This window comes from Aeoliella sp., from assembly GCF_965227375.1.
In the GTDB taxonomy this organism is placed as follows: Bacteria; Planctomycetota; Planctomycetia; order Pirellulales; family Lacipirellulaceae; genus Aeoliella.
This window is the reverse complement of record NZ_CBDDFX010000001.1, coordinates 1706369-1731272: the sequence shown is the minus strand read 5'-3', so window position 1 is coordinate 1731272 and position 24904 is coordinate 1706369. Positions and strand designations below refer to the sequence as shown.

The 24904-nt window shown below is 61.3% G+C and carries 20 protein-coding genes; 9 read left to right on the top strand and 11 right to left on the bottom strand.

Features of this window, described 5'->3' with window-relative positions:
- Positions 1-120: 120 nt before the first annotated feature.
- On the top strand, positions 121-3411 hold the full coding sequence (gene carB, locus ACQK2L_RS07090; protein WP_425396238.1) for a carbamoyl-phosphate synthase large subunit: 3291 nt from the start codon (positions 121-123) through the stop codon (positions 3409-3411).
- A gap of 10 nt (positions 3412-3421) precedes the next feature.
- On the opposite strand, the gene ACQK2L_RS07085 is transcribed toward carB, so the two are convergent.
- The 8 genes from ACQK2L_RS07085 to ACQK2L_RS07050 all read right to left on the bottom strand — a co-directional run bounded on the left by ACQK2L_RS07085 (position 3422) and on the right by ACQK2L_RS07050 (position 11731).
- Positions 3422-4618, bottom strand: coding sequence for a glycosyltransferase (locus ACQK2L_RS07085; RefSeq protein WP_425396237.1), 1197 nt, complete (start codon positions 4616-4618; stop codon positions 3422-3424).
- Positions 4619-4650: 32 nt separating this feature from the next.
- A complete protein-coding gene (locus tag ACQK2L_RS07080; RefSeq protein WP_425396236.1) occupies positions 4651-5733 on the bottom strand; it encodes a glycosyltransferase family 4 protein in 1083 nt (360 codons plus the stop codon).
- A gap of 38 nt (positions 5734-5771) precedes the next feature.
- A complete protein-coding gene (locus ACQK2L_RS07075) occupies positions 5772-6911 on the bottom strand; it encodes a glycosyltransferase family 4 protein (protein ID WP_425396235.1) in 1140 nt (379 codons plus the stop codon).
- A 6-nt stretch (positions 6912-6917) separates the two neighbouring features.
- Complete coding sequence (locus ACQK2L_RS07070; RefSeq protein ID WP_425396234.1) at positions 6918-7802, bottom strand: sulfotransferase family protein; 885 nt, start codon at positions 7800-7802, stop codon at positions 6918-6920.
- A 78-nt stretch (positions 7803-7880) separates the two neighbouring features.
- Entirely contained in the window at positions 7881-8576 is a 696-nt protein-coding gene (locus ACQK2L_RS07065) for a class I SAM-dependent methyltransferase (RefSeq protein ID WP_425396233.1), read from the bottom strand.
- A 140-nt stretch (positions 8577-8716) separates the two neighbouring features.
- Positions 8717-10213: a lipopolysaccharide biosynthesis protein gene (locus tag ACQK2L_RS07060; protein WP_425396232.1), complete on the bottom strand. Its 1497-nt coding sequence runs from the start codon at positions 10211-10213 to the stop codon at positions 8717-8719.
- 36 nt (positions 10214-10249) lie between these two features.
- Entirely contained in the window at positions 10250-10912 is a 663-nt protein-coding gene (locus tag ACQK2L_RS07055) for a hypothetical protein (RefSeq protein WP_425396231.1), read from the bottom strand.
- A 261-nt stretch (positions 10913-11173) separates the two neighbouring features.
- The gene (locus tag ACQK2L_RS07050; RefSeq protein ID WP_425396230.1) at positions 11174-11731 is read right to left on the bottom strand and encodes a KdsC family phosphatase; all 558 of its coding nucleotides are present in this window, start codon (positions 11729-11731) and stop codon (positions 11174-11176) included.
- A gap of 214 nt (positions 11732-11945) precedes the next feature.
- Here ACQK2L_RS07050 and ACQK2L_RS07045 point away from each other — a divergent pair, with 214 nt between their 5' ends.
- Complete coding sequence (locus tag ACQK2L_RS07045; protein WP_425396229.1) at positions 11946-12422, top strand: hypothetical protein; 477 nt, start codon at positions 11946-11948, stop codon at positions 12420-12422.
- 110 nt (positions 12423-12532) lie between these two features.
- Positions 12533-13570, top strand: a complete 1038-nt coding sequence (locus tag ACQK2L_RS07040; RefSeq protein WP_425396228.1) for a hypothetical protein — start codon at positions 12533-12535, stop codon at positions 13568-13570.
- A gap of 64 nt (positions 13571-13634) precedes the next feature.
- Here the strand turns inward: ACQK2L_RS07040 and ACQK2L_RS07035 are convergent, their stop codons facing one another.
- Both ACQK2L_RS07035 and ACQK2L_RS07030 read right to left on the bottom strand, forming a co-directional pair.
- Positions 13635-14195 (bottom strand): hypothetical protein, encoded by a 561-nt coding sequence (locus ACQK2L_RS07035; protein ID WP_425396227.1) that lies wholly within the window; start codon positions 14193-14195, stop codon positions 13635-13637.
- Between the two features lie 144 nt (positions 14196-14339).
- Positions 14340-14852, bottom strand: a complete 513-nt coding sequence (locus ACQK2L_RS07030) for a hypothetical protein (RefSeq protein WP_425396226.1) — start codon at positions 14850-14852, stop codon at positions 14340-14342.
- Positions 14853-15203: 351 nt separating this feature from the next.
- Between ACQK2L_RS07030 and argH the strand changes: the two genes are divergently transcribed.
- The 6 genes from argH (at position 15204) to hemA (ending at position 22755) form a co-directional block, all read left to right on the top strand.
- Entirely contained in the window at positions 15204-16583 is a 1380-nt protein-coding gene (gene argH, locus ACQK2L_RS07025; protein ID WP_425396225.1) for an argininosuccinate lyase, read from the top strand.
- Positions 16584-16593: 10 nt separating this feature from the next.
- Entirely contained in the window at positions 16594-18876 is a 2283-nt protein-coding gene (locus ACQK2L_RS07020) for a hypothetical protein (protein ID WP_425396224.1), read from the top strand.
- Between the two features lie 131 nt (positions 18877-19007).
- Positions 19008-19997 carry a sigma-54 interaction domain-containing protein gene (locus ACQK2L_RS07015; RefSeq protein WP_425397426.1) on the top strand — a complete coding sequence of 330 codons (990 nt, stop codon included), beginning with the start codon at positions 19008-19010 and terminating at the stop codon, positions 19995-19997.
- A gap of 34 nt (positions 19998-20031) precedes the next feature.
- Complete coding sequence (locus ACQK2L_RS07010; RefSeq protein WP_425396223.1) at positions 20032-20412, top strand: four helix bundle protein; 381 nt, start codon at positions 20032-20034, stop codon at positions 20410-20412.
- 55 nt (positions 20413-20467) lie between these two features.
- Positions 20468-21481 carry a hypothetical protein gene (locus ACQK2L_RS07005; RefSeq protein WP_425396222.1) on the top strand — a complete coding sequence of 338 codons (1014 nt, stop codon included), beginning with the start codon at positions 20468-20470 and terminating at the stop codon, positions 21479-21481.
- Positions 21478-22755, top strand: coding sequence for a glutamyl-tRNA reductase (gene hemA / locus ACQK2L_RS07000; RefSeq protein ID WP_425396221.1), 1278 nt, complete (start codon positions 21478-21480; stop codon positions 22753-22755). The genes ACQK2L_RS07005 and hemA overlap by 4 nt, the downstream gene beginning before the upstream one ends.
- A gap of 50 nt (positions 22756-22805) precedes the next feature.
- Here the strand turns inward: hemA and ACQK2L_RS06995 are convergent, their stop codons facing one another.
- Positions 22806-24899 carry a glycoside hydrolase family 172 protein gene (locus tag ACQK2L_RS06995; RefSeq protein WP_425396220.1) on the bottom strand — a complete coding sequence of 698 codons (2094 nt, stop codon included), beginning with the start codon at positions 24897-24899 and terminating at the stop codon, positions 22806-22808.
- Positions 24900-24904: the final 5 nt, after the last annotated feature.

Here is a 24904-nt window from a genome sequence, read left to right as displayed (position 1 = left end):
GTTGAACACCGCCAGCAGGGCGTGGTACCTTGGAGCGATTTTACCCGCTCACGGACGCGAAGATTGGGCACCCCCCGCCCGGCGTGCCTGCCCCCGACCCCGAACCCTGGCCCCTCCCAAATGCCACGTCGCGACGACATCCACAAGATTCTCATCATCGGCTCCGGCCCCATTGTTATCGGGCAGGCGTGCGAGTTCGACTACTCCGGCACCCAGGCGTGCAAGGCCCTGCGCGAGGAGGGGTACGAGGTGGTGCTGGTCAATTCGAATCCGGCCACCATCATGACCGATCCGGCCACGGCCGACCGCACCTACATCGAGCCGCTCACCTGGCAGGTGGTCGAGAAGATCATCGCCCGCGAAAAGCCCGACGCCTTGTTGCCCACGCTGGGCGGGCAGACGGGGCTCAATCTGGCGATGGACCTCGAAGCGAACGGCGTCTTGGCAAAGTACGGCGTCGAGATGGTGGGCGCCAAAGCCGACGTGATCGACAAGGCGGAGAATCGCGACCGGTTCAAGGTCGCGATGGAGAAAGTTGGCCTGGGCGTCTGCAAAGGCGACACCGTTCAGACGCTCGAAGCGGCCCGCGAGTTGCTCGACGAAATCGGCCTGCCGGCCATCATTCGTCCGAGCTTCACCATGGGCGGCTCCGGCGGAGGCATCGCCTACAACCGCCAAGAATTTGATCATCTGGTCCGGCACGGTCTCGACCTGTCGCCGACCACCGAGGTGCTGGTCGAGGAGTCGATCCTCGGCTGGAAAGAGTACGAAATGGAGGTGATGCGCGACGTCGATGACAACGTGGTGATCATCTGCTCGATCGAAAACTTCGACGCCATGGGCATCCACACCGGCGACTCGATCACCGTGGCCCCCGCGCAGACGCTCACCGACAAAGAGTACCAGCGGATGCGCGACGCCAGCCTGGCGGTGATTCGCGAGATCGGCGTCGAGACCGGTGGGTCGAACATCCAGTTCGCCATCAATCCCGACGATGGTCGAATGATCGTTATCGAGATGAACCCCCGTGTGAGCCGCAGTAGCGCACTGGCGAGTAAGGCCACCGGATTCCCGATCGCCAAGATCGCCGCCAAGTTGGCCGTGGGCTACCGCCTGCACGAACTACCCAACGACATCACCCGCGAGACGACCGCTTGCTTCGAGCCTTCGATCGATTACGTGGTGACCAAGATCCCGCGTTTCGCATTCGAGAAGTTCCCCGACGCCGACGACAAGTTGACTACGCAGATGAAAAGTGTCGGCGAGACGATGGCCATCGGCTCGACATTCAAGGAGAGCTTTCAAAAGGCGCTGCGGGGCCTGGAAGTCGGCGCGCATGGCTTCGGCTGCGACTCGAAGGACCTGTGGTACAACGCCGACGGCTCGAAAGGCGATACGCGGCCCGACGAGGAAGAGATTCGCGCCAAGCTGCAGTCGGCCGGGCCCGACCGCGTGTGGTACCTGCGCTACGCGTTCAAGCTGGGCATGAGCATCGACGAAGTATTCGAGCTAACCGGCATCGACCGCTGGTTCCTCGACAACCTGATGGAGATCGTCGAGACAGAAAACGAACTGCGGGCCATGGCCCGGCAAGCGGGCCCCGAGCCGTTTGATCTCTCGTCGCTCACCGACAACACGCTTCGCACCGCCAAGCGGCAAGGCTTCTCCGATCGCCAGTTGGCCACGATCTTCGGCGCAACCGACATGCAGGTGCGCGAAGAGCGGCTGAAGCGTGGCATCCGCGCGGCGTTCAAGTCGGTGGATACCTGCGCGGCCGAGTTTGAAGCCTACACGCCGTACTTCTATTCGACCTACGAGGACGAGGACGAAACGCCGGGCAAGTCGGACACCAAGCGGATCATGATCCTCGGTGGCGGGCCCAACCGCATTGGCCAAGGCATCGAGTTCGACTACTGCTGCTGCCACGCCAGCTTCGCACTACGAGAACTCGGCATCGAGTCGATCATGGTCAACTCGAACCCCGAGACGGTGAGTACCGACTACGACACCAGCGACCTGCTGTTCTTTGAGCCGCTGACCGTAGAAGACGTCTTGAACATCTGCGACCGCGTGCAACCCGACGGAGTGATCGTGCAGTTCGGCGGGCAAACTCCGCTGAACCTGGCCCGCGAGCTGAAGGACGCCGGCGTGCCGATCATCGGCACCAGCGTCGACGCCATCGAAGACGCCGAGGACCGCGAGAAGTTCCACCAACTCATCAAACGGCTCGACCTGAAGCAGCCGCCCGGTGGCATCGCACAGACCATGGACGAAGCGCGGCATCTGGCCCACGAGATCGGCTTCCCCGTGCTGGTGCGGCCGAGCTTCGTGCTCGGCGGCCGGGCGATGGAGATTTGCTACGACAACGCCCAGCTCGATCAGTTCGTCGCCCAGGCGTTCATCGCCGCTGAAGGCCAGCCGGTGCTGATCGACAGCTTCCTGGAAGGGGCCATCGAGGTCGACGCCGACGCGGTATCGGACGGCGAGACCGTGATCGTGCCCGGCATCATGGAGCACATCGAAGAAGCGGGCGTGCACTCGGGCGACTCGGCCTGCGCGATTCCGCCCTACAGCCTGCCCGGCCCGGTGGTGGCCGAAATTCGCGCAGCGGCCGTCGCATTGGCCAAGGAACTCGACGTCCGCGGCCTGATGAACGTGCAGTTCGCCGTGCAGGACGACGCCGAAGGCCGGCCGCAGGTGTACGTGATCGAAGTGAACCCCCGCGCCAGCCGCACGGTGCCGTTCGTGGCAAAGGCGACCGGATTGCCAGTCGCCAAAGTGGCCGCCAAGGTGATGGCCGGCGTGTCGCTCGTCGAGCAAGGCGTGACCGAGGATCCGATTCCGCAGCACGTGAGCGTCAAAGAGGCCGTGTTCCCGTTCATCAAGTTCCGCGGCGTCGACGTGGTGCTTGGCCCCGAGATGCGTTCGACCGGCGAAGTGATGGGGATCAGCCCGCGATTCAGCATGGCGTTCGCCAAGAGCCAGGTGGCCGCCGGCACGGTGCTGCCGACCGAAGGCAAGGTGTTCGTGAGCGTCGCTCCGCGGCACAAGCCGCAAGCGGTCGAGCTGGCCAAACGCCTGTCGGCCATGGGCTACGGCATCCTGGCCACCCGCGGCACGGCCGACGCGCTGGACGAAGCCGGCGTGCCGTGCGAACGAGTGAAGAAACTCAAAGAAGGCCACCCTAACCTGCTCGACTTCCTGGCCGACGAAGATGTCGCGCTGGTGATGAACAGTCCGGTAGGCAAAGGCGCGCGGACCGACGAAGGCAAGATTCGCGCCGCGGCCGTCGCCGCCGGCGTGCCCTGCCTGACGACAATCGAAGCAGCCGAAGCGGCCACCAAGGCGATGGAAGCCTTGCGCGAAGAAGAAGTGCAAGTCGAGAGCCTGCAGGAACGCTTCGGGCTGTAACAGCGCGCGTTTATTGGCCCGCTTCGAGCCGCTGGCGGACGCAAGCCGAGCAAAGCTGCTGGTAGTTCTCGATGCTGTGCCACTGGGCGTACTTGCGGACGCGCTGTCGATCCTCGTCGGTCCAGGGCTGCTCAAGTCTCAGCCGAATGGCGCTGGCGAACACCTCGGCATCTTCCACGTTGCACACAGCGCCAAGCTGTTCGTGCTCGACCACGTAACGAATGCAACCGCGGTCGACTGCCACAACCGGCCTCCCCACCGCGGCAGCCCACAGAATAATGCTGGACCGCCCCGAGTGTTTAAAGTAGGGTGCGAGCAACAAATCGCTGGCGGCCGCAGCGTCGAGCATGTCCTGCTCGCTGAGGAAGCGGTCGGCGGTGAGAATCGTTCCCGCCTCGACCAGATTTTGCCAAACCGGCTCGGTGAGCAACTCGCGAATCGCGTCGCTTTGGGGACCGCCGATGAACAGCCGGACATGCGGGCGGTCGCCGGCGGTGGAGGCCAGCTGTTGGATGGCCGCCATGGCCAGATGGACACCCTTGCGGTGGTCGGCCATGCCCAGGCAGGAGACGATGGTCGCTTCGCGCGGCAAGTCGAGCCGCCGTCGAGCGTCGTCGCGGGACGGCACCTCGGCGTAGCGCACGGGGTTAGGGGGCAGCACGACCTCAGTCGGCGTCGGCGGCAGCCGACGCGTGAACTCCAGCACCAACTCGTCGTCGAAATGAATCCTGGCGAAGACGCCCTGCTTGAGGAACCGCTGAAACAACCGCTTGTTCCGTTGCTGCCGGCGCGAGGTGGCATCTGGGTAGGTGAAGCCGCCACGGTACATCCACGCTTCGTAGGTGGGGCCTTGAGGCAGCAGGTTGAATCCCAGTGCCTTGGTGGCCGAGAGCACTTGCCAAATACCATCGGCATACACCACGCAAACATGGTCGGGCTTCCACTGCTTGACGACACTCGCCAGGTCGGCACACCGCCGCCAGGAATTTCGCAGCGGAGCACGCTTGATGAGCGGCCGGCAACTCGGCAGCACCTCGATCCGATCCTCGTACTGCTTGAGAGTCATCTCAAATTCATGCGATGCGACAGCCTCCGGCGTAGTGGCCAGCGCCACCTCGACAGGCAACTCGATGAACCCGGGCAGCATCCGCGCCAGATAGGCAAAGTGATGCCCCGTGTGGTTCGGCTCATAGAAGAGGACGCGCATGCAATCGTCTGGCAATATGGAGTTGGTGATAATCAGGAGAGAAGTCGGTTGTAGACATCCATAACGGCTTCCAAGTGTGCTTTGGCAGTGAAGCGTTGCAGCACCTCAGCACGACCACTATCGGCCAGCTGAATCATGTAATCTCGATCGTCCAGCAAGCTATTCAGCTCTCGGCCAAGCGACCCGGCACTACCCGGTTCGAAGCACAGGCCTGTCTGCCCGGGTGTTACGATCTCACTGAGCCCACCATGATTGGCAACCACGGTCGCACGGTTCCATGCCATGGCCTCAATGGCTGCTCGGCCCATCGGCTCCGGATATCGGCTCGGCACAACGGCGATATCCACGGCTCGGTAGAAGTTGTCAATGTCGCGACGGAATGGCTCTATGTGTACGCGCTGGCGAAGTTCTGCCGGCAGGGCGTCTATCTTCGCTCGAATCACCCCGGCGTACTCCAGTTCCGCGGCTTCCGGCACTCCCCAGATTTGGACCACGAAGTCGTCGCGCCCGCCCAGCTCGCCGATGGCGTCGACAAAGATGTCGATGCCCTTCTCCGGAACGCAACGCCCCGCATAGCCGATGACCAGCGGTCCGTCATGGTGCAGCGAAGGGCATTCCGATTGCTCCGGGGCGGCAACGGCGTTGTAGATCACGTCGGTTTTCTGGCAAATCTCAGGCGGTAGTCCATCGCGGACCCAGTTCGAGATGGCCACGACGCGGTTCGCCCAGCCAAGCCCGCGGTTGAAGTAGTTGTTGGAGTAGTTGTCGCGCGCGTGGCAGACAATCGGACGATGCGTCCAACGCGCTGCAGGATAGACGTACCGCACTCCGGTTGCGGAGTGAGAGTGGACGATATCGATGTCCCAATCGCGGATGGCCTTCGTCACACAACGCGTGGCCTTCCACATCCGCTGCAGCCGAGTGCGGGGCATGCCTTGCTTGCCGTAGAAGGTCCGCACTTCGGCCCCCACCTCGCGACAAACGTCGGCCACTTCATTGTCGTGCATCACCACGGCGTAGGTGGGCTGCTGTTTGGCCATCTCGCGCATCAGCGTCAGCATGCTGCGCGTCGCGCCAGCCAGGTTGTTGATCGGATTGAAGTGTAGTACACGCATGAATAGCCAGGTTCGCGTTCACCCGAGGCAAGCGATGTTCATCGCTCTGCCTGTTCCGTGGATCGATGGGATGATGGTAGTAGTTCGCGATAGACCGCGGCGGTCGCCGCCCCCATTTCGGTCCACCCCCAAGCCACTACGCGATCGAAATTCCGCTGACCCATATGTGCCAATTCCATTCGCTGTTGGATGGCCGTGGTCATGGCGTCGGCCAAGGCGAGCGTTGGATCCTGGTCGGTATCAAATACTATTATGCCTTCCGGGTCGAGCCCCTCTTTGATCGACTCGACGTTCGGCACGATGATCGGCTTGGCAAACGACGCGGCCAGCAACGTGGAGCCCGATGTCAGCACTCGACGGTAAGGCAATACGACCACGTCCGCCGCGCTCATGTAGGTCGACACTTCCTCGTCGGGCACGAAGCCGGGGCGGTAGTCGACGCGACCATCCCTCTCGGCGGCGGCGCGCAACGTCTCGTCGATGCTCGAGTTCAGCGGCTTGCCAACGATCAGCACGCGGATGCCCGCGTCTGGTAGTGTTCGCAAAGCCGACAAGAGCGCTTCGAGTCCTTTGTAAGGTCGAATTGCTCCTAAAAAAAGGAAGACCAGTTCGTCTTGCGGCACGCCGATTGCCCGCCGTGCGTTGTCGCGAGGCGGAGCTGCGGGATAGTCGTCGATGTAGTTCGCGTGGGGAACCACCCGCAGCTTCGCGGTGGGAAACTTATATTGCTGCTGTGCAAGCTTTCCCGCCGCGTTGGAATGCACGAGGACCCGGTCGGCCACCGACGCAACTCTACGGAGTAGCCGCAGCTCGGTTTGCGGCCGCTTCGATTCATGACTCGTCAGGTTATGCACGGTCCAGACGACCCGCTTGCCACGCAACTTCAGCCAAGCCAACTGTAGCAGGAACACGCAGCCCTTGCTGAAGGTCTTGGACAGCGAATTGGCGAGTAGCGCATGATCGAGCCAATGCAGATGCAGGATGTCGGCTTGTTGCACCGCCGATCCCCCCCGCGAAGCGATGAGCGTCGTCGGCCGCACCCCTTCGACATGCACCCCCTGTTTCTCCAGCGCAGCGGCCAACGAACCCTGGTAAGGATTGTCCTCGAAGTACGGGCAGAACGCGACTTGTAGCGGCGAGTCGGTTGCCTGTTCGGTTTGAATCGCTGGAGTTGGCATGTTACCTCAGAAACGCTCGACGGAACCGCTCTCGATCAACGTGGCCTCTATATGCGCCCGTTGCGCGTCGTCGAACAACGCATTGAATTTTTCCAGCCCCGTATCCTCCAACGGTGCTGCGACTCGCGACTTCCAGTGCTCGCCAGGCATGACGGACTCTTCTTGTTCGCCGCCTTCTGCTTCGCCAGCATCATCCGCATGGAACGAACACCCCAGGAAGTCGGCCACCTGCACGAGCGTCGCCTGCGGGTCCTCGACGAAGCGGTGGTAGTTGACCACCAGGTGATTCGGTTTTGCCGCGTAGCGTTCGGTGATGCGGATGTAGCTGTTCCAGCGTTGCACACACCGATCCACATCCGACATGTGCGCGAACTCTGGATACCGCTGCGCGGCGTCGTGCAGCGACGCCACGGTCATGCGTCCGTCTCTCACTACGTGCAGGAAACGCACCCCCGGCACGTACCGTCCGATGATGTTCAGGTACTCCAAATGCCTGGGCGTCTTCTCCACCCACCCTTCATTGTCTCTGGAGGTTGCAATCGAGTCGAACACGTCGACGAAGTAGGCCGAGTTCACCGCCAAGCGTCTCGACTTCGGCACCGCTTTCTGGCGGAGGATATCGAGATCCAAGTGCTCCGCCATCTCATCGAGGTGGGTCGTATCGATGGTCGTTCCCATGCCGAACACGGTTGCCGCTCGCCGCACCCAACGCATCACCCGCCCCCGCAGCGTTTTGCGCCTGAAGGTTGTCGAACTTAGCCCACCGCTACCCACGATTCCACCAAAGAAGTGCGTTTCGGGCGCTATCCACAGGTTCGTCACCCGCCCCAGGCGGCTGAGAAAGACGGACGTCCCCGATCGTGGGCAACCTACGATGAAAGCTCGAGTCATTTGAAAAGTCCTGCGTACCGATGCACTTCGTTCGGCTTCGGTGTAGCGGTTACAGGCCGGCGGAGTTCGTCAGGCGACTCATGTGCTCGGCCGTTTTACCATGTAGAGCTTTCTTCCAATCGCACCATGCCGGTTCAAGTCGGCGAACACGGTGAACTCCGGGTGCTCGGCGAGGAAGCGCTTTGCCGCCAGAGTCACACCGGGGAACATCGCGTGGTCGTAGTCGTCCAGCACCATGATGCCCGACGGCGTGATATGCGGGGCGCAAAGCTCCAGATCGCTGTAGGCGATCTCTTCGGAATGGCCGCCATCGATATGGGCGAAACGGAGCTGCAACCCCGGCTCCAGCTTCAGTTCATTGCTCAGGCATGCGTGGATGTCGAGGCTCTCTTCAGGCAGGTTCGGATTCACGGCCGTTACATTGCCGCGTAGCAGTTCCGGCGACGGGCGATCGCTGTACGGGTCTTCGGTGTCGGCTTCAAAGGCATCGCAAACGATGATCCGCTCGCCAGAGCCAAGGCAATTCGCCAGCACCGCGGTCGAGCGGCCATGATAGCTGCCAATCTCCAACAGATCTCCTTTGATCCCCGTGGCGGTTTGGTAGCTCAGGAGTGTATGGAACGTGCTGCAATCGTCCAAGTTAAACCAGCCGCGATACCCTTTGATCTTGTCGAATAGTTCCGCCATGGGCCCGGGCGGCCCGACTTGATCGAATTCGGTCGACTCGCGCAGTATCCTGCGTTGCTCGCCGCGCGGTACCTTTGCGCTTGGCAAGACCTTGCGCACAACTCCTCTCAACTTGGCCTTCCAACTCGATGGCATTCTCGGGGTACCTCGACGTATTGTATTGGGTTCTATTTGATTGGTTTCGATTCAAAATAGGCTGAGCGCTCTACCCGATCCTGCGGGCAACCTCATCCGCGGTTCAGCACGTGCCGGATATCGCCGATCATCACTCGCCCTGAAATGGGCAAGACGAACATGACTGCCATCGTAATCAAGCAGGCCGCGAGTGTCAGAAGGGCGTTACCCAAAGCGTTGCCAAAGGGGTGCAAGGTCACCATCAGGTAGCTGATCGTACCGATTAGAGGGATCATGATGCAGAGATTGGTGGCCAGAGCACGCAATTTGCGGAGTGGAAGCACGCGGTAGTGGCGCAGAAAAAAGAGCAGCAAAGGTAGCCGGATGAAGATCGCGCTGAGACCATAGGCAGCGGCCACGGCGGTGGTCCCCCACGCGATTCCGACCAGAAACGAAGCAATCGTAATCGATGCCAGGATGGCGCCCGCGTGGAACATCTCTCGAGTCTTGTTCTGCGCGATGAAGATCCATCCGGCGGAGTTGGTGAACGGTTGGATCGAACCGGCGATCAGCAACCAGCGGAAGATCGGCACGCATGGCATCCACCGCGCGCCGAGGATGCACTCGATCCACCAGTCGGCCGTGATGAAAGTCATCACGATCAGGGGCGACAGCACCGACATCAACACGGTCACCACGCGGGCGTAGGTGGTGTGGAGTTTGTCGGGTGTGGAAATCATGCGGCTCAATGCCGGAACCATCACACTCGACAGCGGCCCATTGATCATCTGCACCGGATAGAGGAACAGCTTGTACGCGCGATCGTAGTACCCCAGGGAAACGCTTCCCCAGGTGTAACCAATCAACAGGTTATCGGTGTTGCGGGCCAGGTAGTTGACGAAACTGAACCCGGTCAGATTCGCACCGAACACAGTCAATTCCCGCGTACCCACCCGACGGCGAGGAAGTCCGGGGCGCCAATCGCACAACGTCCACACGGCAACCATGTTGGTAGCCGAAGTGGCGATCGGCAGCAGCACCAACGCCCAATAGTCCTGCGGCTGGCCTTCGTAGTGCCAGGCCCACGTGATGGCGACTGTCTGCCCGATAATCGGCGAAATCACCGAGGCAGTCGCCAGCCTCGAGAACTGCATCGCGCGGCGCATGAGCGCCTGGTGCTGCAAGGTGAGCCCGGAAAACACACAGGACGAGGCTAGCGCGCACATAATGGCGGTGAGCCTGGGCTCGCCATAGAACCAACTTACCAGCGGGGAGATTAACACCACCACCAGGGCCACCAGCAGCCCCAACGACGAGGCTATCCACAGCAGATTGCTCACCTGCTGGTGAGTAAGCTCCTGGCGCTGCACCGTGGCCATCGACAAGCCGGAATCGACAAACATCGCGGCCAGCCCAGTGAAAACGGTGACCATGGCCACCAAACCAAAGTCGGCCGGGTCGAGCAACCTCGCCAGGATCGGGATGGATGCCATGCCGATTAGCAGGCGCACCACCTGCGCAGAACCCGTCATCAGGCCGCCACGGACCGTCTTGGCCTTGAGATTCTGACGCAGCGATTCGCTACAGAAGTAGTCGACTTTCCGCTTCAAGTGTTTGGTCCTTGGAACTTGTGGACCGCTAACGCACTAACGTGTGCGTTGTCCGCGGAAGTTGGAACTTTCTAGCTTGAGCGAATGTCCCGCGAAGGCGCGCAGATTGTTGTCGAATTTGATGACCACGTACCACGGATGCGAGGGTGGGCTCCCGATGTGCACCGACCCATCGGAGCCGACTTTCCATAGGCGAGTATTGGGCTGACTGTCTGTCGAAACGGTAGCGCGACCACCACCGGCAAACGTAATGGTCCGCTTATCGCCCCAGGTCCAGGTCGTCCCCACCAACGAACGCGCCAGTTTACCGGTGTTTACGGGTTCGTCGCCTTCGGGCAGCACCGGTTCGTCTTCCAACTCCTTGAGCACCTCGTCCAACTGGCCGATCGCCTCGAAGTGCGATTGGGCCTTCTTGTGATCACGGTCCAACAGCAGGATCTGCCGCATCGCGTTGGTGGCCGCCGCCAGGTCGCCTGCGCGAACCGCGCTGGCCGCCGCCTTCTCGTAATCACTCACCGCTCGTTTGGCCGCTTTCTGCAACTCGCGACGATACTCGGCACGGGCCTTCGTCGCTTCGGAGACGAAATCGCTGCGGATGTCCTGCACATCCTCCGAGGGGCTTTTCGCCAGAGCCAGGTCACCGGTATCAAGGAGGCAAAAGGCTGTGAGCAGTCCCAGCGCGATCTTCGTGAGGTCCATGGTTCTCTTTCCTTTCGGCATTTGCTGCAGTGGCGGCGGGCGGGCCGTCGCTCAAGGTGAACTCGAACGGATGATGTTTCGTTGACCCGACCACCAGCCAGCCAAGACGCGCGGCCAGGGTAAAGGAGGGGAAACGCGGGGGAAACTTCGATTATACCGCCGGCCGGCAGCAGCCGATACAGTTGTGCCCCATCGGGCGACGGGAACCGGGGTCGCCGAGGCAGCCTGGTTCGGTTGTGTCGATTGCACCCACGGTGCGCACTAGCCCGCTGGCTTCACAATCGAGCAGACCAGGTCGCACAATTGCCGCACCGCGCCGTGACCGCCGGGGTAGTCAAGCACCAGATCGGCCACTGGCAGCACGTCGGGGTGGGCGTCGAGCGGCACCACACCGCAGGCGGCCGCGCGAAGGCACTCCAGGTCGTTTACGTCGTTGCCCACATAGATGGTTCGGGAAAGTGCGAGATTTCGCTCCTCCAACCACTTGGTCAAGAGCGGCAGCTTGTCGTCCACCCCGTGCAGGCACTCGAGCCCCAGCTTGGTGCAGCGGTGCATCACGATCGGCACCGGCTCCTTGGACAGCACGAACACCGGGATGCCGGTCTTCTTGAGCATGCCAATCCCGAGGCCATCGAGCCGGCTACAAGTGGCCGACTCCCGCCCCTCCTGGTCGACGATCACGCAGTTATCGGTAAACACTCCGTCGAAATCGAACACCACCGCGTCGATCGGCGTGGGCAGCAGCTTCGCCGCCTGCTGCAAAAACTCCTGGTGCTGTTCGTAACGGGGCTTCTCGAGAAGTCGGGTGAACCAGTGCATTGCTGAGTTTGGATGCTGGGGAAGGAAGTGTCGACGTTGGGCACCCATTAGATCAAACCACCACATGATATCAACGGGCGTGCGTCTTCACCCGCGGATGGGCACTTTGCCGCCGAAATATTTGACGGGCGCTCTACCGGGCCAGACAATGCAGTCGACTGCTCAAGAGAGAACCTACAGCAACCAATTGACCGAATGCACTCCGAGAATTGTTGTGTCAATTCGCGCCGCAATCGCTGCTGCTGCGTTGGGCTTAGTTTGCCTGGTTGGCTGCAGTGGTCCGAACGTCGATGAATCGATCGGCCCTGTTGCCGATCGAACGGAGTGGCCAAAGATTCTGCAGGAGATGGTCGAGAGCACCGACTTGCAGGATTCCGACCTGGAAGATATCCGCGTCTATTGCTTCGGAGATTTCATCGATTCGGCACACATGTGGCAACACCACGCACTGCCTTCACTGCGCGAAACGACCATCACACGGCTTCACTTGGTGCCCTCCGATAGCAACAACCAGGAAGTCCAACAAGTACTGCAGGGAGTGCCCGACACGTGGCCTGCTGCGGCGCAATCCGATGACGTCGAGTACTACGTCCGCCGCCCTTTCAAGGATGGCAACGATGGCTCGCACTGCGTCTTGGTGCACGACAAAGGAAAAGACTTGGTCACCGTGTGGTTCCTGTTCGTCTTCTAGTGTTGGGCCGCCGACTCACGGTGCGCCCCGCCCCGTGAATCTTGTAGGCGCTCAGCACTTCTCTTACACTCTGAGGCAAGTGGAAACGAAACAGGTAGAGGGCAACTGACATGAGCGACGATGCATATCCGATAAACGAATTCAGCCTGGCCGGAGTGTGGTGCGATTACTCCAACCTAGCCCCGCATGGCTATATGGTGGTGGACGAAATCACCCTGCAGCCCGACCACTCGTTCACTTGGCGGACGGTCGAGTTTGAGGACCCGTCCGGCAGCAAGCCCAACTTTCAATTCGTAGCGGTCGAAGGCCAGTGGCAACTCAACGACGGGCAACTGGAACTTGCCATCGAGAGCGGCACGCACGAATACAGTGACTTCGACTGGGTTCGGTTCGAGGTTTCCATGCGAGCGGCCGACGACCGTCGGCATCCAGACGCCCGCCAACTGGTGCTGAGTTCTTCGCTTTGTCGAAATGGCGAGAAGCAAGTCGACTCGGATTTTAGCTTGTTTCCTTTCGAGTCGGCGGCCGGCGCGGCAGAGGTGAACCACGCTCAGATCAACGAGAAGCTCAGCCAGCGCGTGGTCGTCGATGGCCCCTACAAGAAGCTGATACCAGTGCTGAGCAAAGCGGTTGTGTTGGCTGCCAGCAGAATGGAGGTCGCCGAGCCGCTGTTCTGCATGCGACTGTACTTCTACGACACGCACGCCCCGGCCGACGACTACGGCGTGGTCGTCCGCGGCGTGGCCGAGCGGCTTCGAGAACAAGTGCTCGCCGACGACGACCCCATCGAAGCACCCGACAGCCTGTGGCACCCCACGTTGGGCGTCGCCAGCGAACAAGGCGATGGGGTGTACGAGTTGGACCTGACGTCGACTCCCAAAGTCCAACAGATCTTTCAGGAAATCTACGAATCGATCGCCGATTCCGAAGAAGAGAACATGCCCAAGCTTCGCGCGGCACTACGCAAGACGGCCGCGAAGCTAAACAAGGCCACTTGGCCCGACAATGTTCAGCTGACCGACGACTTCGTGGTGATCCCGGCCGATGGCTCCGATTTCTTCGGCGGCGAATACCTGGCGGATCTGGAAGAGAGCCTGCCCAAGAAAACCGTGACTTTGCTCAAGAAGCGGGGATATCTGTCGGAGTAACGGGATGAGTGCCAACCTTGGATTATTACGACGGGTCGATGGAGAGGTACTAGTACTCAGCAGCTCATTGGTCCTTCGATATCGACGGCTCCGCGACCTCGTCTGGAGGGAGTTCGTCCCCCGTGCCCGCTGGCGGCGCGTTTGCTTCATTGAACTTCTCCCACATTGAATGATCCCTGACGTCTGAGGCGTTGTAGCCGAACTCAGCGTAAGGGTCGCTCTTTGAAAAAGAGACGTACACTGCCCAATCGCGTTTTCCAAATCGATCGTGGAAGTAAGCGAATTCCGTTTCCGATTTCCCATGACGCACCAGATCTGGTGGACCGAGCAGGTCGATGATCTCCTTCTGCGTATATAGCCTACCGCTCGCGTGCTTGCCGGGGTACGTTGCGGAATCCATCATCAGGGCCAACTCGCTGAATTTTGCCCCTCGAGCTTGATGCCCTTCTTGGGTCATGTACGCTTTGCGAGCTTGATCGATCTGCTGCTTGGAAACCTGTGGACCTGTAGAACAACCCTCAAGAACAGCAGCAACGAGCACAATCCAGTGAAAGCTACTTCTCAAGGTGACGCGCGATGGGAAACCATTCATCTCGAAACTCGTATTTGGTTTGCGAAACTTCACTGAGTGCTGCGATTGCGCTGCGGTACGCTATTGGGTTCGGGGAGACGCCAAGAACTTATTTCGCCCATTCCCGCATTGCGAGCTTGTGACAATATCAACGAGAGAGCACTTCTAGCATCTAGCGTGCTCTGCAGATGTTCTCTGCTACACCAAGCCGTCACTCTCACCAAACGCCAGTTTCATCGACAAGTCGAACTGCGAGCGGAGCGTGTGCATCTGGTCGGCGCTCAGGCGTTGGCCGGTGAGGCTTGCCAGGTGCAGCGCGACGATCACCGCCGCGGCCACGGGGATCGCCACCAGGGCCCAGGGCGAGTGCCCCATGAACCACTGGACGTAGCCATACATGGCCGCCACGAACATTACGAACACCGCGGCGAAGTACGTGGCCATCACTCCGGTCCAGATTTCCGGCCGCGGCGAGAACCGGCAGTAGAGTTCGGTGCCGCCGGAGTCTTGTTCGCTGAGTTGCACCGACAAATGGGGCGACCACAACCGCTGCTGGCCCTTGGGCACCTTGAAGTCGAGGCAATGCCCCGCCGACTGCGCTTGCCCGCCAACCTCTGGCGCGCGAATCGCGCGACGGAGCTTCGCAAGCGCCGCGTCCAAGGGCTCGTCCACGTGGCGGACGAACGTCGGTTGCATTTCGAGCGTGGTCATGGCGGTAAAAGTAGAGTGCGAAGAGGTGGCACAATTGTGCAACAGAGTACCACGCCGGTAAACACAGCCAGAGCTGAGATGTTGGAAGCACAGCTTCGGAGGGAGATTTCAACCGACTCGCGGATAAGTGAACGTGGCTGCAGCCAATTCGGGCAGTCATCCCAACCGCCATGCCGAGGCCGAGTGCCCTCCGCTGCGGGTAGCGATTGTGCCGATTGTCCGCGTTATGCCCAAAAACTAGGCGGCCGCTGCATGCGGAGCGTTGACGATCGGACGTAACCCGTTTAGCATAAACAGGTTGCCCCGCTTGTGTTTCTCTCCCTCTCCGTGCCCACCAATCGTCCTTTTGCTATGTCGGACAAACCTTGGGGCGGTGCTTTCGAGCAGCCCACCGACCAATTGCTGGAACAGTTTAGCGAGAGCGTGAGCTTCGACCGCCGACTGTACGCGCACGACGTGCGCGGTTCGGTGGCACACGCGCGGATGCTGGCAGCCGTGGGAGTGCTGACCGACGACGAGCGCGACCAGATCGTGGACGGCTTGGTCCAGATTGGCGAGGAGATCGCCGCGGGCAAGTTCGAGTTCAAAACCTCGCTCGAAGACGTTCACATGAACATCGAGCGAGCGCTCACCGAGCGGATTGGCGACGTCGGCCGCAAGCTACACACCGGCCGCAGCCGCAACGATCAGGTTTCCACCGACTTTCGGCTGTGGATTCGCGATTCGATCGACCGCGTCGACCGTTTGCTGAAGAACCTGCAAGCCGCTTTCCTGCATCGCACCTCGCTCGACTCGGGAGTGATCGTTCCGGGCTACACGCACATGCAGCGGGCGCAGCCGGTGCTGGCCGCGCACTACTGGCTGGCGTACTGCGAGAAGCTCGAGCGCGACCGCCAGCGGCTGGCCGACTGCCGCTCGCGGGTGAACCAACTGCCGCTCGGCACCGCGGCGCTCGCCGGCACGACTATTCCGATCGATCGGCAAATGGTGGCCGACGAACTGGGCTTCGAAGGCATCGTGGCGAACAGCCTCGACTCGTCGAGCGATCGCGACTTCGCGCTGGAGTTTGCCTACGTGCTCACGCAAATCGCCCTGCACCTTTCGAGTTGGGCCGAGGAGTGGATTCTGTGGTGCACTACGGAGTTCAACTTCCTGAAGCTGCCCGACGCGTTCTGCACCGGCTCGTCAATCATGCCGCAGAAGAAAAATCCCGATGGCCTGGAGCTGGTGCGCGGCAAGTCGGCCCGCGTGGTCGGCAATCTGCAATCGCTCATCACGCTGACCAAGGGCCTGCCGCTGGCGTACAACCGCGACTTGCAAGAGGACAAGGAGCGGGTGTTCGATTCGGCCGACACCGTGGAAGCCTGCCTGGAACTGGCAGCGCCGATGGTCGCCGGGGCGGAGCTGAAACGAGAGTCGATCTCTGCGGGCATCGATCGAGGCTACCTCGACGCCACGACATTGATGGAATACCTGATCGCCGCCGGCGTGCCGCAACGGACCGCGCACGAGTTGATCGGCAAGTTGGTGGGCACCGCGATGAAGCAAGACTGCCGTTTGGCCGATCTGCCGCTCGCAGAGTTCCAAGCCGCGCACGAGTCGCTCGACAAGAGCGTGTACGACGTGTTGGGCGTGGAGCGGGCGGTCGAAGCGTTCAAGAGTTTCGGCTCGACGAATCCCGAGCGCGTGGCCGAACAGGTCGAAGTGTGGAAGAAGAGACTGCAGAACTGAGACAAGCAACATGAGCAAGCAACGATTGAGCAAAAATCCAAACTCGGCAAGCCGGAAGCGTCAGCGCCCGGAGTGGTGCTCTGCACCGCGGCTGTTGGCCATTTTGTTAGTCGCACTCTGCGCAGCGCCAGTCGTCGCGCAAGATCCGCCCGCGGAAGGCGAACCGGCGGAGGTCGAAGAGCCGAAATTTCCCGGCGATGAGGGTTTCTTGCCGACCTTGCCCAATCCGACGGCGCTAGCGAATCCCGCGGTGCGGGCGATTCTGGACAAGCCTCGCACCACGCCTGCCGATCTCCTGCGGGCGACGCAATTGCTGCTGAAACTGGGCGAAGGCGACTTGGCTGCCAGCGAGTTTCATCGCTTGGTGCAGAGCAACATCGACGACGCGACGAAGATCGCGCTGGTCCAACAGTTTGGTCCGGCGGTGGTTCAATCGCTAGCCCGCGCGCCCGAGTTGGGCCCCAACGCGCGGCCGTGGGTGACATCGGTGTTCGAAGCGGTTGCCGCTGATGCGTCTTCCGAAGAGCGGATGCAAGCGCTGGTGACCGACCTTGGCAGCGATAGCGCGGTGAAGCAGCGCAACGCCGTAGCGGGACTCGCCGGATTGGGCGACCGCGCCGTGGTGCCGTTGATTCTGATGCTGGCCAATGACCAAACCACCGAAGCGGCCCGCCAGGGCGCGCGAGCCGCGCTGGTGCGCCTGGGTGCCATTGCAGCGCGGCCGCTGCTGGCAACGCTCCACTCGGGCAACGACCGCCTGGTGGCCGAAGCGGCCGAGCTACTGGCGGCCATCGGTGCAGGCGAAGCCGCGCCGCTGATGGCGGTGCCGGCCTTGAATGGCGGCTCGGTCGGGCGGGCGTATCAATCGCTCACCGGTCAGGAGCCGAGCGTCGAGTCGGCCACGGGATTGTTGCAGCGAACGCTCGATCGCCTGGAAGGCGGCGCGCCGGTGTTCATGCCCAGCGCCGACGACATGGTGACTTACTGGGTGTGGCACGGTAAACAAAACGCACCAGTCCCGCTCACACTGACTGTGGCCGAAGCGAACACGATGTACAGCGCCGATCTGGCCAGTGGCCTGGCTTCGCTCCGCTCTGGGATTCCCAGCGTGGACACCAAGGCTCTGCGACTAAAGCTTGAGAGCGTAGCGATTCGTGGCCGGCATGGCCACGAGGCAGGCCATACGACGAAACTGCTGGAAGACCTGCCCGCCGATTGGCTCGACCGGCTGCTAAGCGACGCCCTCGAAAAAAACCAAGTGACTGCAGCGACTCTCGCCCTGCAGGTGTTTGGCGAGCGAAAGAACCCCGCGATCTTGATCACCGAAGATGGTTTGCCATCGCCCACCGCCCGCGCGCTCGAGCACCCGCATCCCACGATCCGCACCGCGGCGCTCGAAGCGATCGCCTCGATCGACCCGGCGCGACCGTTCCCGGGATCGAGCAAGGTGTGCCCGGCGATCGTGCAACTGGCGACCGCCGGTGGCGAGCGAACCGTGTTGGCCGCGTCGCCGCAAATCGACGCGGCAACGACTTGGGCCGGTGGACTCGCCGCGATGGGCTTCAGTGGCGAAGTGGCCGGCATCGGACAGGGCACCATCGAAAAGGCCAAGGAGAACGCCGACATCGAACTGATTTTCATCGACATGTCGATCGGCAAGCCGGCGGTCCGCGATACGGTGTACCAACTGCGCCGCCAACCGGCCAGCGGATTGGTGCCGATTGCACTCTTAGCGCGCGAGTGGCAACTACACACCGCTGAAACCATCGCCTCGGAGCACAATGCGGTGGTCGCCTTCCCGCGGCCGCACTCCGACAACGTTTTGGCGGACGTGGCCGACGGAACGCTCGCACACCTGCCGAGCACCTGGCCGATGGCCGAGGAGCGGCTCGCGCAGGCTGACACGGCCATTGCGGTGATGAACCAATTGCTCGAAGCTGAGCGAAACTTCTACCGCTTGCGTGCGGCCAGCACGATGATTGCCCAACACGTTCGCCCCGCGGCTGAAGGCGACACCAACTGGCAGGTGCTAGCCAAGATGGGCACGCACGAGAGCCAAGTGGCGCTCGTGGCCTACGCCAGCATGTCGACCTTGAGTATCGAATCGCGCCGCGCGGCGGCCGCCGCGTTTGCCGACAGCGTTCAGAAGTTCGGACTGAGGTTATCGGCCGACGAGATTATTCGCCAGTACGACCTGTACAACGCCAGCGCAACAGCCACTAAAGAAACGCAACAAGTTCTCGGCGGATTGCTCGATACGATCGAAGCCGGCCGCGGAGAGAAAAAAGAGTAGACGCGCTCTGCACTACTGGGCAAGCCAGCAGCGGCACCCAGCGTCCAACAGGATTTAACTAAGTGTCACTGAGTAACGGAAAACCTGAATCGATCGCACCACTGCCGGGCATTATTGGCTCGAGTCCGGCGATGCTCGAGGTGTATCGCATCACCCGGCAGGTGGCGCGGTCGAACGCGTCGGTGTTGCTGCTGGGCGAGACCGGTACCGGAAAGGAACTGGTGGCCGAGGCGGTGCACACGCTGTCTGACCGCCGCACGCGGCCGTTTGTGAAAGTGAACTGTGGTGCGCTGTCCGAGAACCTGCTGGAAAGCGAACTGTTCGGTCACGTGAAGGGTGCGTTCACCGGGGCTGTGTCCGATCGCGCGGGGCGTTTCCAAAGCGCCGACACAGGGACCATCTTCCTCGACGAAATCAACAGCACCACGCCGCTGCTCCAGGTGAAGCTGCTGCGCGTGTTGCAGGAACGGGAATTCGAGCGCGTGGGCGGCGACACCACGATTCGTGTCGACACCCGCATCGTCTCGGCCAGCAACCGCAATCTGCTGGAGATGGCCGCGGACGGCACGTTCCGCGAGGACCTGTACTACCGGCTGAACGTGGTGCCGATCCACCTGCCGCCGCTCAGGGAGCGACCCGAGGACATTCCGGCGCTGGTCGGCCACTTCCTGAACATCTACAACGAAGGCAACGACCGCTACGTCACTCACATCCACCCCGAAGCGATGGACGCCCTGCAGAAGTACCACTGGCCCGGCAACGTGCGGGAGCTGCAGAACATCATCGAACACGCAGTGGTGATGGCGACCGGCGACGAGCTGACCTCCGACGTACTGCCCGGCGTGGTCCGCGGCGAGGCCGACCCCGCGCTGGCCACCGCCGCCGCGCCGGTGCAACTCGATTTCGACTCACTGGCCCAGCACCTGGTGGTCGAAGGACTTTCGCAGGCCGACGAGAAATCGGAAGACCTGCACAGCCGCATCGTCGACCGCGTGGAACGCGAAGTCATCTCGCAGGTGCTCGACCAATGCCAAGGCGTGCAAATCAAAGCCGCCAGCCGGTTGGGGATCAACCGCAACACGCTGCATAAGAAGATAAAGGACTATGGTTTGGGAGAGTAACGCACGTTCCTGAATGCCCAATGTCGAATTAACAATGACCAATGAACCCAATGGGCAACCGGCCTTCGATTTGGAGGAGCGAACGGCGAAATTCGGAGAGGAAGTCATCTACTTCGTCCGAGGCATCGAAGCCGATCACATCTCCAAACCTTTGATTACTCAACTTGTTCGTGCGGCAGGTAGTGTTGGGGCAAACTATTGCGAAGCCGACGAGGCCTCTAGCAAGAAAGAATTTCGCTATCGCATTTCGCTGTGCAAGAAGGAATCAAGGGAAAGCAAGCATTGGCTCAGGCTGCTCGTAGCGGCCTGTCCGAATCATCGCGAGGAAGCCAGACAACTCTGGAGTGAGGCCAACGAGTTGACCAAGGTCTTCGCCGCTATCCACCGCAACTCCGAACCCGACGAATCAGAGTAGCTGTCATTGGTCATTGTTAATTGAACATTGGTCATTCCCCCAGCAGTCGTTCCCCATGGACAACGTATCGGTCTTCTGCTTCGCCGCTTCCTACACCGTGGCGCTCGTGCTCGAGATTGCCGGGCTGTGGGTGCGGTTTGGGTGGCATCGGTTGGCGATGGTCGTTATGGCGGTCGCCGGGCTCGTGGCGCACTCCATCTATCTGGCGTATCACTCCACGGGCAACCTGGCTTTCCTGCGCACGCCGGAGTTGTGGTACTTGGTGGTCGCATGGGTGCTGGCCGCGTTCTATTTGTGGGTGGTGTTCACTTCGCCGAAGACCGCCATGGGGCTGTTCGTACTGCCGCTGGTGCTGGTGACCATCGTGCTGGCCGAAACCGCCAGCAGCCAGCCATTTGCCGCGCAACGCGCGTCGCAATTCTGGGGCGGATTGCATGGCAGTTTGATGATCCTATCCACGGTCACCGTGTGCGTGGGCTTCATCGCGGGGCTGATGTACTTGATTCAAAGCTGGCGGCTCAAACACAAGTTGCCCCCGACGCAAGGGTTCCAACTGCCGAGCCTCGAGTGGCTCGAACGCACCAATAGTCGCGCGCTCGGCTTCTCCGTCGTGCTAGTGGCCGGAGGGTTCATTAGCGGAGTGGTGCTCAGCCGGTTGCAGCACAGTGGCGAAAGTGATTATCGCTTGCTGGCCGACCCCGTGGTGCTCAGCATGCTGGCGATGCTGGTGTGGCTGGTAGTAGCCGAACTGTTCCGCATGGTCTATCCTTCCGCGCGTGGTGGTCGCAAAGTGGCGTACCTTACGCTGGCCTCGTTCGGCTTCTTGGTGCTGACGCTCATCACGTTCACGATGAATGACGTGCATGGAAGGCCGAAGGAAGCGAGTGCATCGCTCCATCAAAATGCGCAGTCTCATTTCGCTGCATTCGATGCTAAGCACAGAGCGCCAATAGCCGACGAGCTACGCCTCGTCGGATCGATGCAACCTAGCCCCTCGGCTAATGCCTCTTGGAAAGTCGATGAGCTCGTTCGCGGAGCGAACGGCCACTATCTGGAGGTCCGATTATGAACCTTCGCATGGTGGGTTGTTCGCATCATCAGTCGGACATCGCTTTTCGCGAACGTTTGGCGTTCACTCCGGCGCAAGCGGCCGATGCGCTTTCGGCGTGGCATCAGTCGCATCCTGGCGTGGAGGCCGTGCTGCTTTCGACTTGCAACCGCACCGAGTTCTACGCGGCCGCGACCGACGGAACCACCGCGCTAGCCAACGATGCGTTGGCCGAGTACCTGGCCGGCTGGCATTCGATTCCGCTGGACGAGATTGCCGGGCAGCTCATGTCACTCGATGGGCAGGCGGTGGTCGAGCATTTGTTCCGCGTGGCCGCGAGTCTCGACAGCATGGTGGTCGGAGAACCGCAAATCCTCGCGCAAGTGAAGCAGTCCTACGAGCTGGCGTGCGAACTGGGCTCCGCCGGCCCGCACATGCATGGTTGCTTCCAGGCGGCGCTGCGGGTTGCGCGACGGGTGACGAACGAAACCTCGCTGCACCGCCACCGGGTGAGCATTCCCAGCGTGGCGATTGCCGACTTCGCCAGCCGAATCTTCGAGCGGTTCGACGACAAACGCGTGCTGGTGATCGGCGCCGGTGAAATGGCCGACGAGACGTTGCGGTACCTGCGCGACGCCGGGGCCAGGCGGTTTACTATCCTGAATCGTGATCCCGCCCGGGCGCATTCGCTGGCCGCCGAGTGGCAGGCCGAAGTCGCCCCGTGGGGCGAGTTGCACTGGCAGTTGGTGCGGGCCGATTTGGTGATTTCGACCACGGCTGCCGGACATCCGATCGTCACGTTAGACTATTACCGGAAGCAAATCGCCGACGAGCGAAATCAACGCCCCCTGTTCATCCTAGATTTGGCCATGCCCCGCGACTTCGAACCGACCATCGGCGACGAGCTGGGCACGTACCTCTACTCCATCGACGACCTGGCCGCCGCGTGCGACCAGAATCGCAAGAGCCGCCAGCGCGAGTTGCCCCGCGCCGAACGAATCATCGGTGATGAAACCACCCGCTTTCTGACCGACACCAGGATGCAAATCAGCTCGCCGCTGATTACGCAGCTCCGCGCCGAGTGGGACGTGGTGAAGGAGGCGGAACTTGTCAGGCTGCTCAACAAGCTGGGCGAGCTGGACGAAAAGTCGAAAGACGAAATCACCCGCTTCGCCGACCGCTTGGTCAACAAACTTCTGCACCCTCCCCTGCAGTCGCTCCGCGACGAAGCCGAAAGCGATAACCACAGCAGCCTGCTGAATGCGCTCCGTAGGTTGTTCCAGTTGAAGGAGTGACCTGCAACGACGAGCCTCGACCCAGTTGGGCCGAGGCTCGAATCAATAGGCTACTTCTCTTCGAGCTTCAAGTAGTCGAGCCCGAACATGCCGCGGGTGATGGCTTTGTCGTTGTGGCCGACCAAGCGGATGGTCAACCTGTTGGCGCCTTCGAGCAGGTCGAACTCGCCGAGCGAAACTTCACGACTCGATACGCCTTCTGCGTAGCTGTCGATGGTCTTCGCCGGCTGATCGTTTACCAGCACTTCGACTTTGCCGTAATCGGAAGCCTGGGTCAGGTTGGCGATCACTTCGTAGCGGCCGGCGGTCTTGGCGGGGAACTCCACGACCAGCTCATCGCCGACGTTGGTGTCGCGCCACCAGAGTTGCTGCTCGTTGCTCCACCCCCAGTCGCCATGGTGTTGCTGTTGGGTCGATCCGCCGGTCTTCGAGACGATCTTCAGGTTCTCGCCTTCGGTCACGCCTTCGACGACAAAGATGGTGCCCATCTCACCACGCGAACGAGTCACCGCGCGGGCGGCGGCCTCGGTGTCGGGTTCGACGTTGGCCGTGGCGCCGGGTCGGGCGTAGAAGAACGCCGTGGGGGCGTAGTTCACCTTGGTGCTCTTCCAGTGCCACAGTTCCATGTCGAACTGGATCGATTTGGTGAACGGAATCGCGTCCAGCCCGCGGTAGCGGCTGTTCACCGAGAAGCCACCGATCAGGTTGCCATCGCCGGTCGGCTGGGCGTGGAACGGAGCGGAGAAATTCTCCGGACGGCACCACGCGTAGCCGTAGTAGTCCTCGGTGCCGGTGCCGATGTGCGAGGGAAATGACTCTCCATCGACGTAGATCTTCTCGTCGCCTTCGCCCCACCAGGCGGCCGCACCGTTGAAGATAGTAAGCGTGTCGCCAACATAAACTCCTTTGCCGTCGACGGTCACATAGTTCACGTCGTACGCTGCGTCGCCCGGTCGGTCGGATCCGACGAAGCTATCGACCTTGTAGAGTTCCTGCCACACGGCGTGGAAGTGCATCGAACGGTCGTCCCACTGCCAAGGACTGGACTTCACTTTCAAGTCCACCTTGACGGATTGATCATCGAGATTCTCCAAGGCGACTTTGGCCGATTTCTCAAAAGGCATCACCCAGTTGGCGACCAGCGTTCCGTCGGACCGCTGCTCGGTATAGAACGACTTGTACTCCGCCGGCTGATATCCGATGCCGAAGAACTCGCCTACCGGCACCCACACGCACTTCTCGCCGTCGAACTCGATCTTCATCACGGTGGAGCGGAGCGCTTGGTCGATGTCCTCGGCGTCGACCTTTAGAGTGATCTGTTCGATCGCTTGAGACCCCTCGCGTTTGACTTCCGCCGTGTCGCCCTTGCGGAGCAGGTGCTCAGCGGCAGCAAACGAACTCGACTGTGGATCGTAAGCGGAGAGCAACGCTGCTTGCGTCTTCTCGATGGCCGGCTTGGCTTCCTTCAGGCCATCCATCGTGAACGACTCGACCTCGGTGCCAGGCGCGTAGGTGCGGTAGTTGATCTGGTAGTAGAGCGCCTCGCCTCGCTGGGCGCCGATGTCCATGTAGACGTCGGTCTCGTAGGTCACCTTGCAGTGCTGCGCGTAGGGAATCGGCAGGTACAGGTTGTGCCCTCGCTGCCCGTACGGCGTGCTGGGCGAAACGCCTTGCGAAAGCGGCGCGCCAGCGAGCATTCCTTGATCGAGCACCTCTTGAATGGGGCCTTCGATGGCCGGCGTGTCGCTGCCGTCGAGGTAAATGCGAAGCGTGCCGTTGGAGAACTTCTCGCCCCGCGGACCATGCCAGGTGCCCCAGAAGCGAACGATGGCACCGGGGCCTGCTTCGTCCATCATCACGAACTCGCGGCGCTTCTCGCCGTCGACTTCGTTCTCTTCGATGCGGACCCACTGGCTGCGGTCGGCGTTGGCAAACCAGGTCTTCTTGTTGTTCGGATCGTCCGAGTTGCGATCGTAGCTCGACGCCTGACTACAGGTGTAAGCCGGCAGGGGGAACTTCGCCAAGGTCGAGCGGTCGGTCATCTCCTTGAGCAACGATTCGAGCGTGACCTCTTCGGCCGCTGTGGCGCCGAGGCTAAGGAGCAACCATCCAACCAAGCAGGCACACAAGCGAAAGCTCTTCATCTTAC

What these genes read in the sequence shown, in the direction of transcription:
- ACQK2L_RS06995 (WP_425396220.1), bottom strand. Translation starts at nt 24,899, where the DNA reads ATGAAGAGCTTTCGCTTGTGTGCCTGCTTGGTTGGATGGTTGCTCCTT.
- ACQK2L_RS07030 (WP_425396226.1), bottom strand. Translation starts at nt 14,852, where the DNA reads ATGACCACGCTCGAAATGCAACCGACGTTCGTCCGCCACGTGGACGAG.
- ACQK2L_RS07070 (WP_425396234.1), bottom strand. Translation starts at nt 7,802, where the DNA reads ATGACTCGAGCTTTCATCGTAGGTTGCCCACGATCGGGGACGTCCGTC.
- carB (WP_425396238.1), top strand. Translation starts at nt 121, where the DNA reads ATGCCACGTCGCGACGACATCCACAAGATTCTCATCATCGGCTCCGGC.
- hemA (WP_425396221.1), top strand. Translation starts at nt 21,478, where the DNA reads ATGAACCTTCGCATGGTGGGTTGTTCGCATCATCAGTCGGACATCGCT.
- ACQK2L_RS07075 (WP_425396235.1), bottom strand. Translation starts at nt 6,911, where the DNA reads ATGCCAACTCCAGCGATTCAAACCGAACAGGCAACCGACTCGCCGCTA.
- ACQK2L_RS07040 (WP_425396228.1), top strand. Translation starts at nt 12,533, where the DNA reads ATGAGCGACGATGCATATCCGATAAACGAATTCAGCCTGGCCGGAGTG.
- ACQK2L_RS07020 (WP_425396224.1), top strand. Translation starts at nt 16,594, where the DNA reads ATGAGCAAGCAACGATTGAGCAAAAATCCAAACTCGGCAAGCCGGAAG.
- ACQK2L_RS07005 (WP_425396222.1), top strand. Translation starts at nt 20,468, where the DNA reads ATGGACAACGTATCGGTCTTCTGCTTCGCCGCTTCCTACACCGTGGCG.
- argH (WP_425396225.1), top strand. Translation starts at nt 15,204, where the DNA reads ATGTCGGACAAACCTTGGGGCGGTGCTTTCGAGCAGCCCACCGACCAA.
- ACQK2L_RS07085 (WP_425396237.1), bottom strand. Translation starts at nt 4,618, where the DNA reads ATGCGCGTCCTCTTCTATGAGCCGAACCACACGGGGCATCACTTTGCC.
- ACQK2L_RS07010 (WP_425396223.1), top strand. Translation starts at nt 20,032, where the DNA reads ATGACCAATGAACCCAATGGGCAACCGGCCTTCGATTTGGAGGAGCGA.
- ACQK2L_RS07080 (WP_425396236.1), bottom strand. Translation starts at nt 5,733, where the DNA reads ATGCGTGTACTACACTTCAATCCGATCAACAACCTGGCTGGCGCGACG.
- ACQK2L_RS07055 (WP_425396231.1), bottom strand. Translation starts at nt 10,912, where the DNA reads ATGGACCTCACGAAGATCGCGCTGGGACTGCTCACAGCCTTTTGCCTC.
- ACQK2L_RS07050 (WP_425396230.1), bottom strand. Translation starts at nt 11,731, where the DNA reads ATGCACTGGTTCACCCGACTTCTCGAGAAGCCCCGTTACGAACAGCAC.
- ACQK2L_RS07015 (WP_425397426.1), top strand. Translation starts at nt 19,008, where the DNA reads ATGCTCGAGGTGTATCGCATCACCCGGCAGGTGGCGCGGTCGAACGCG.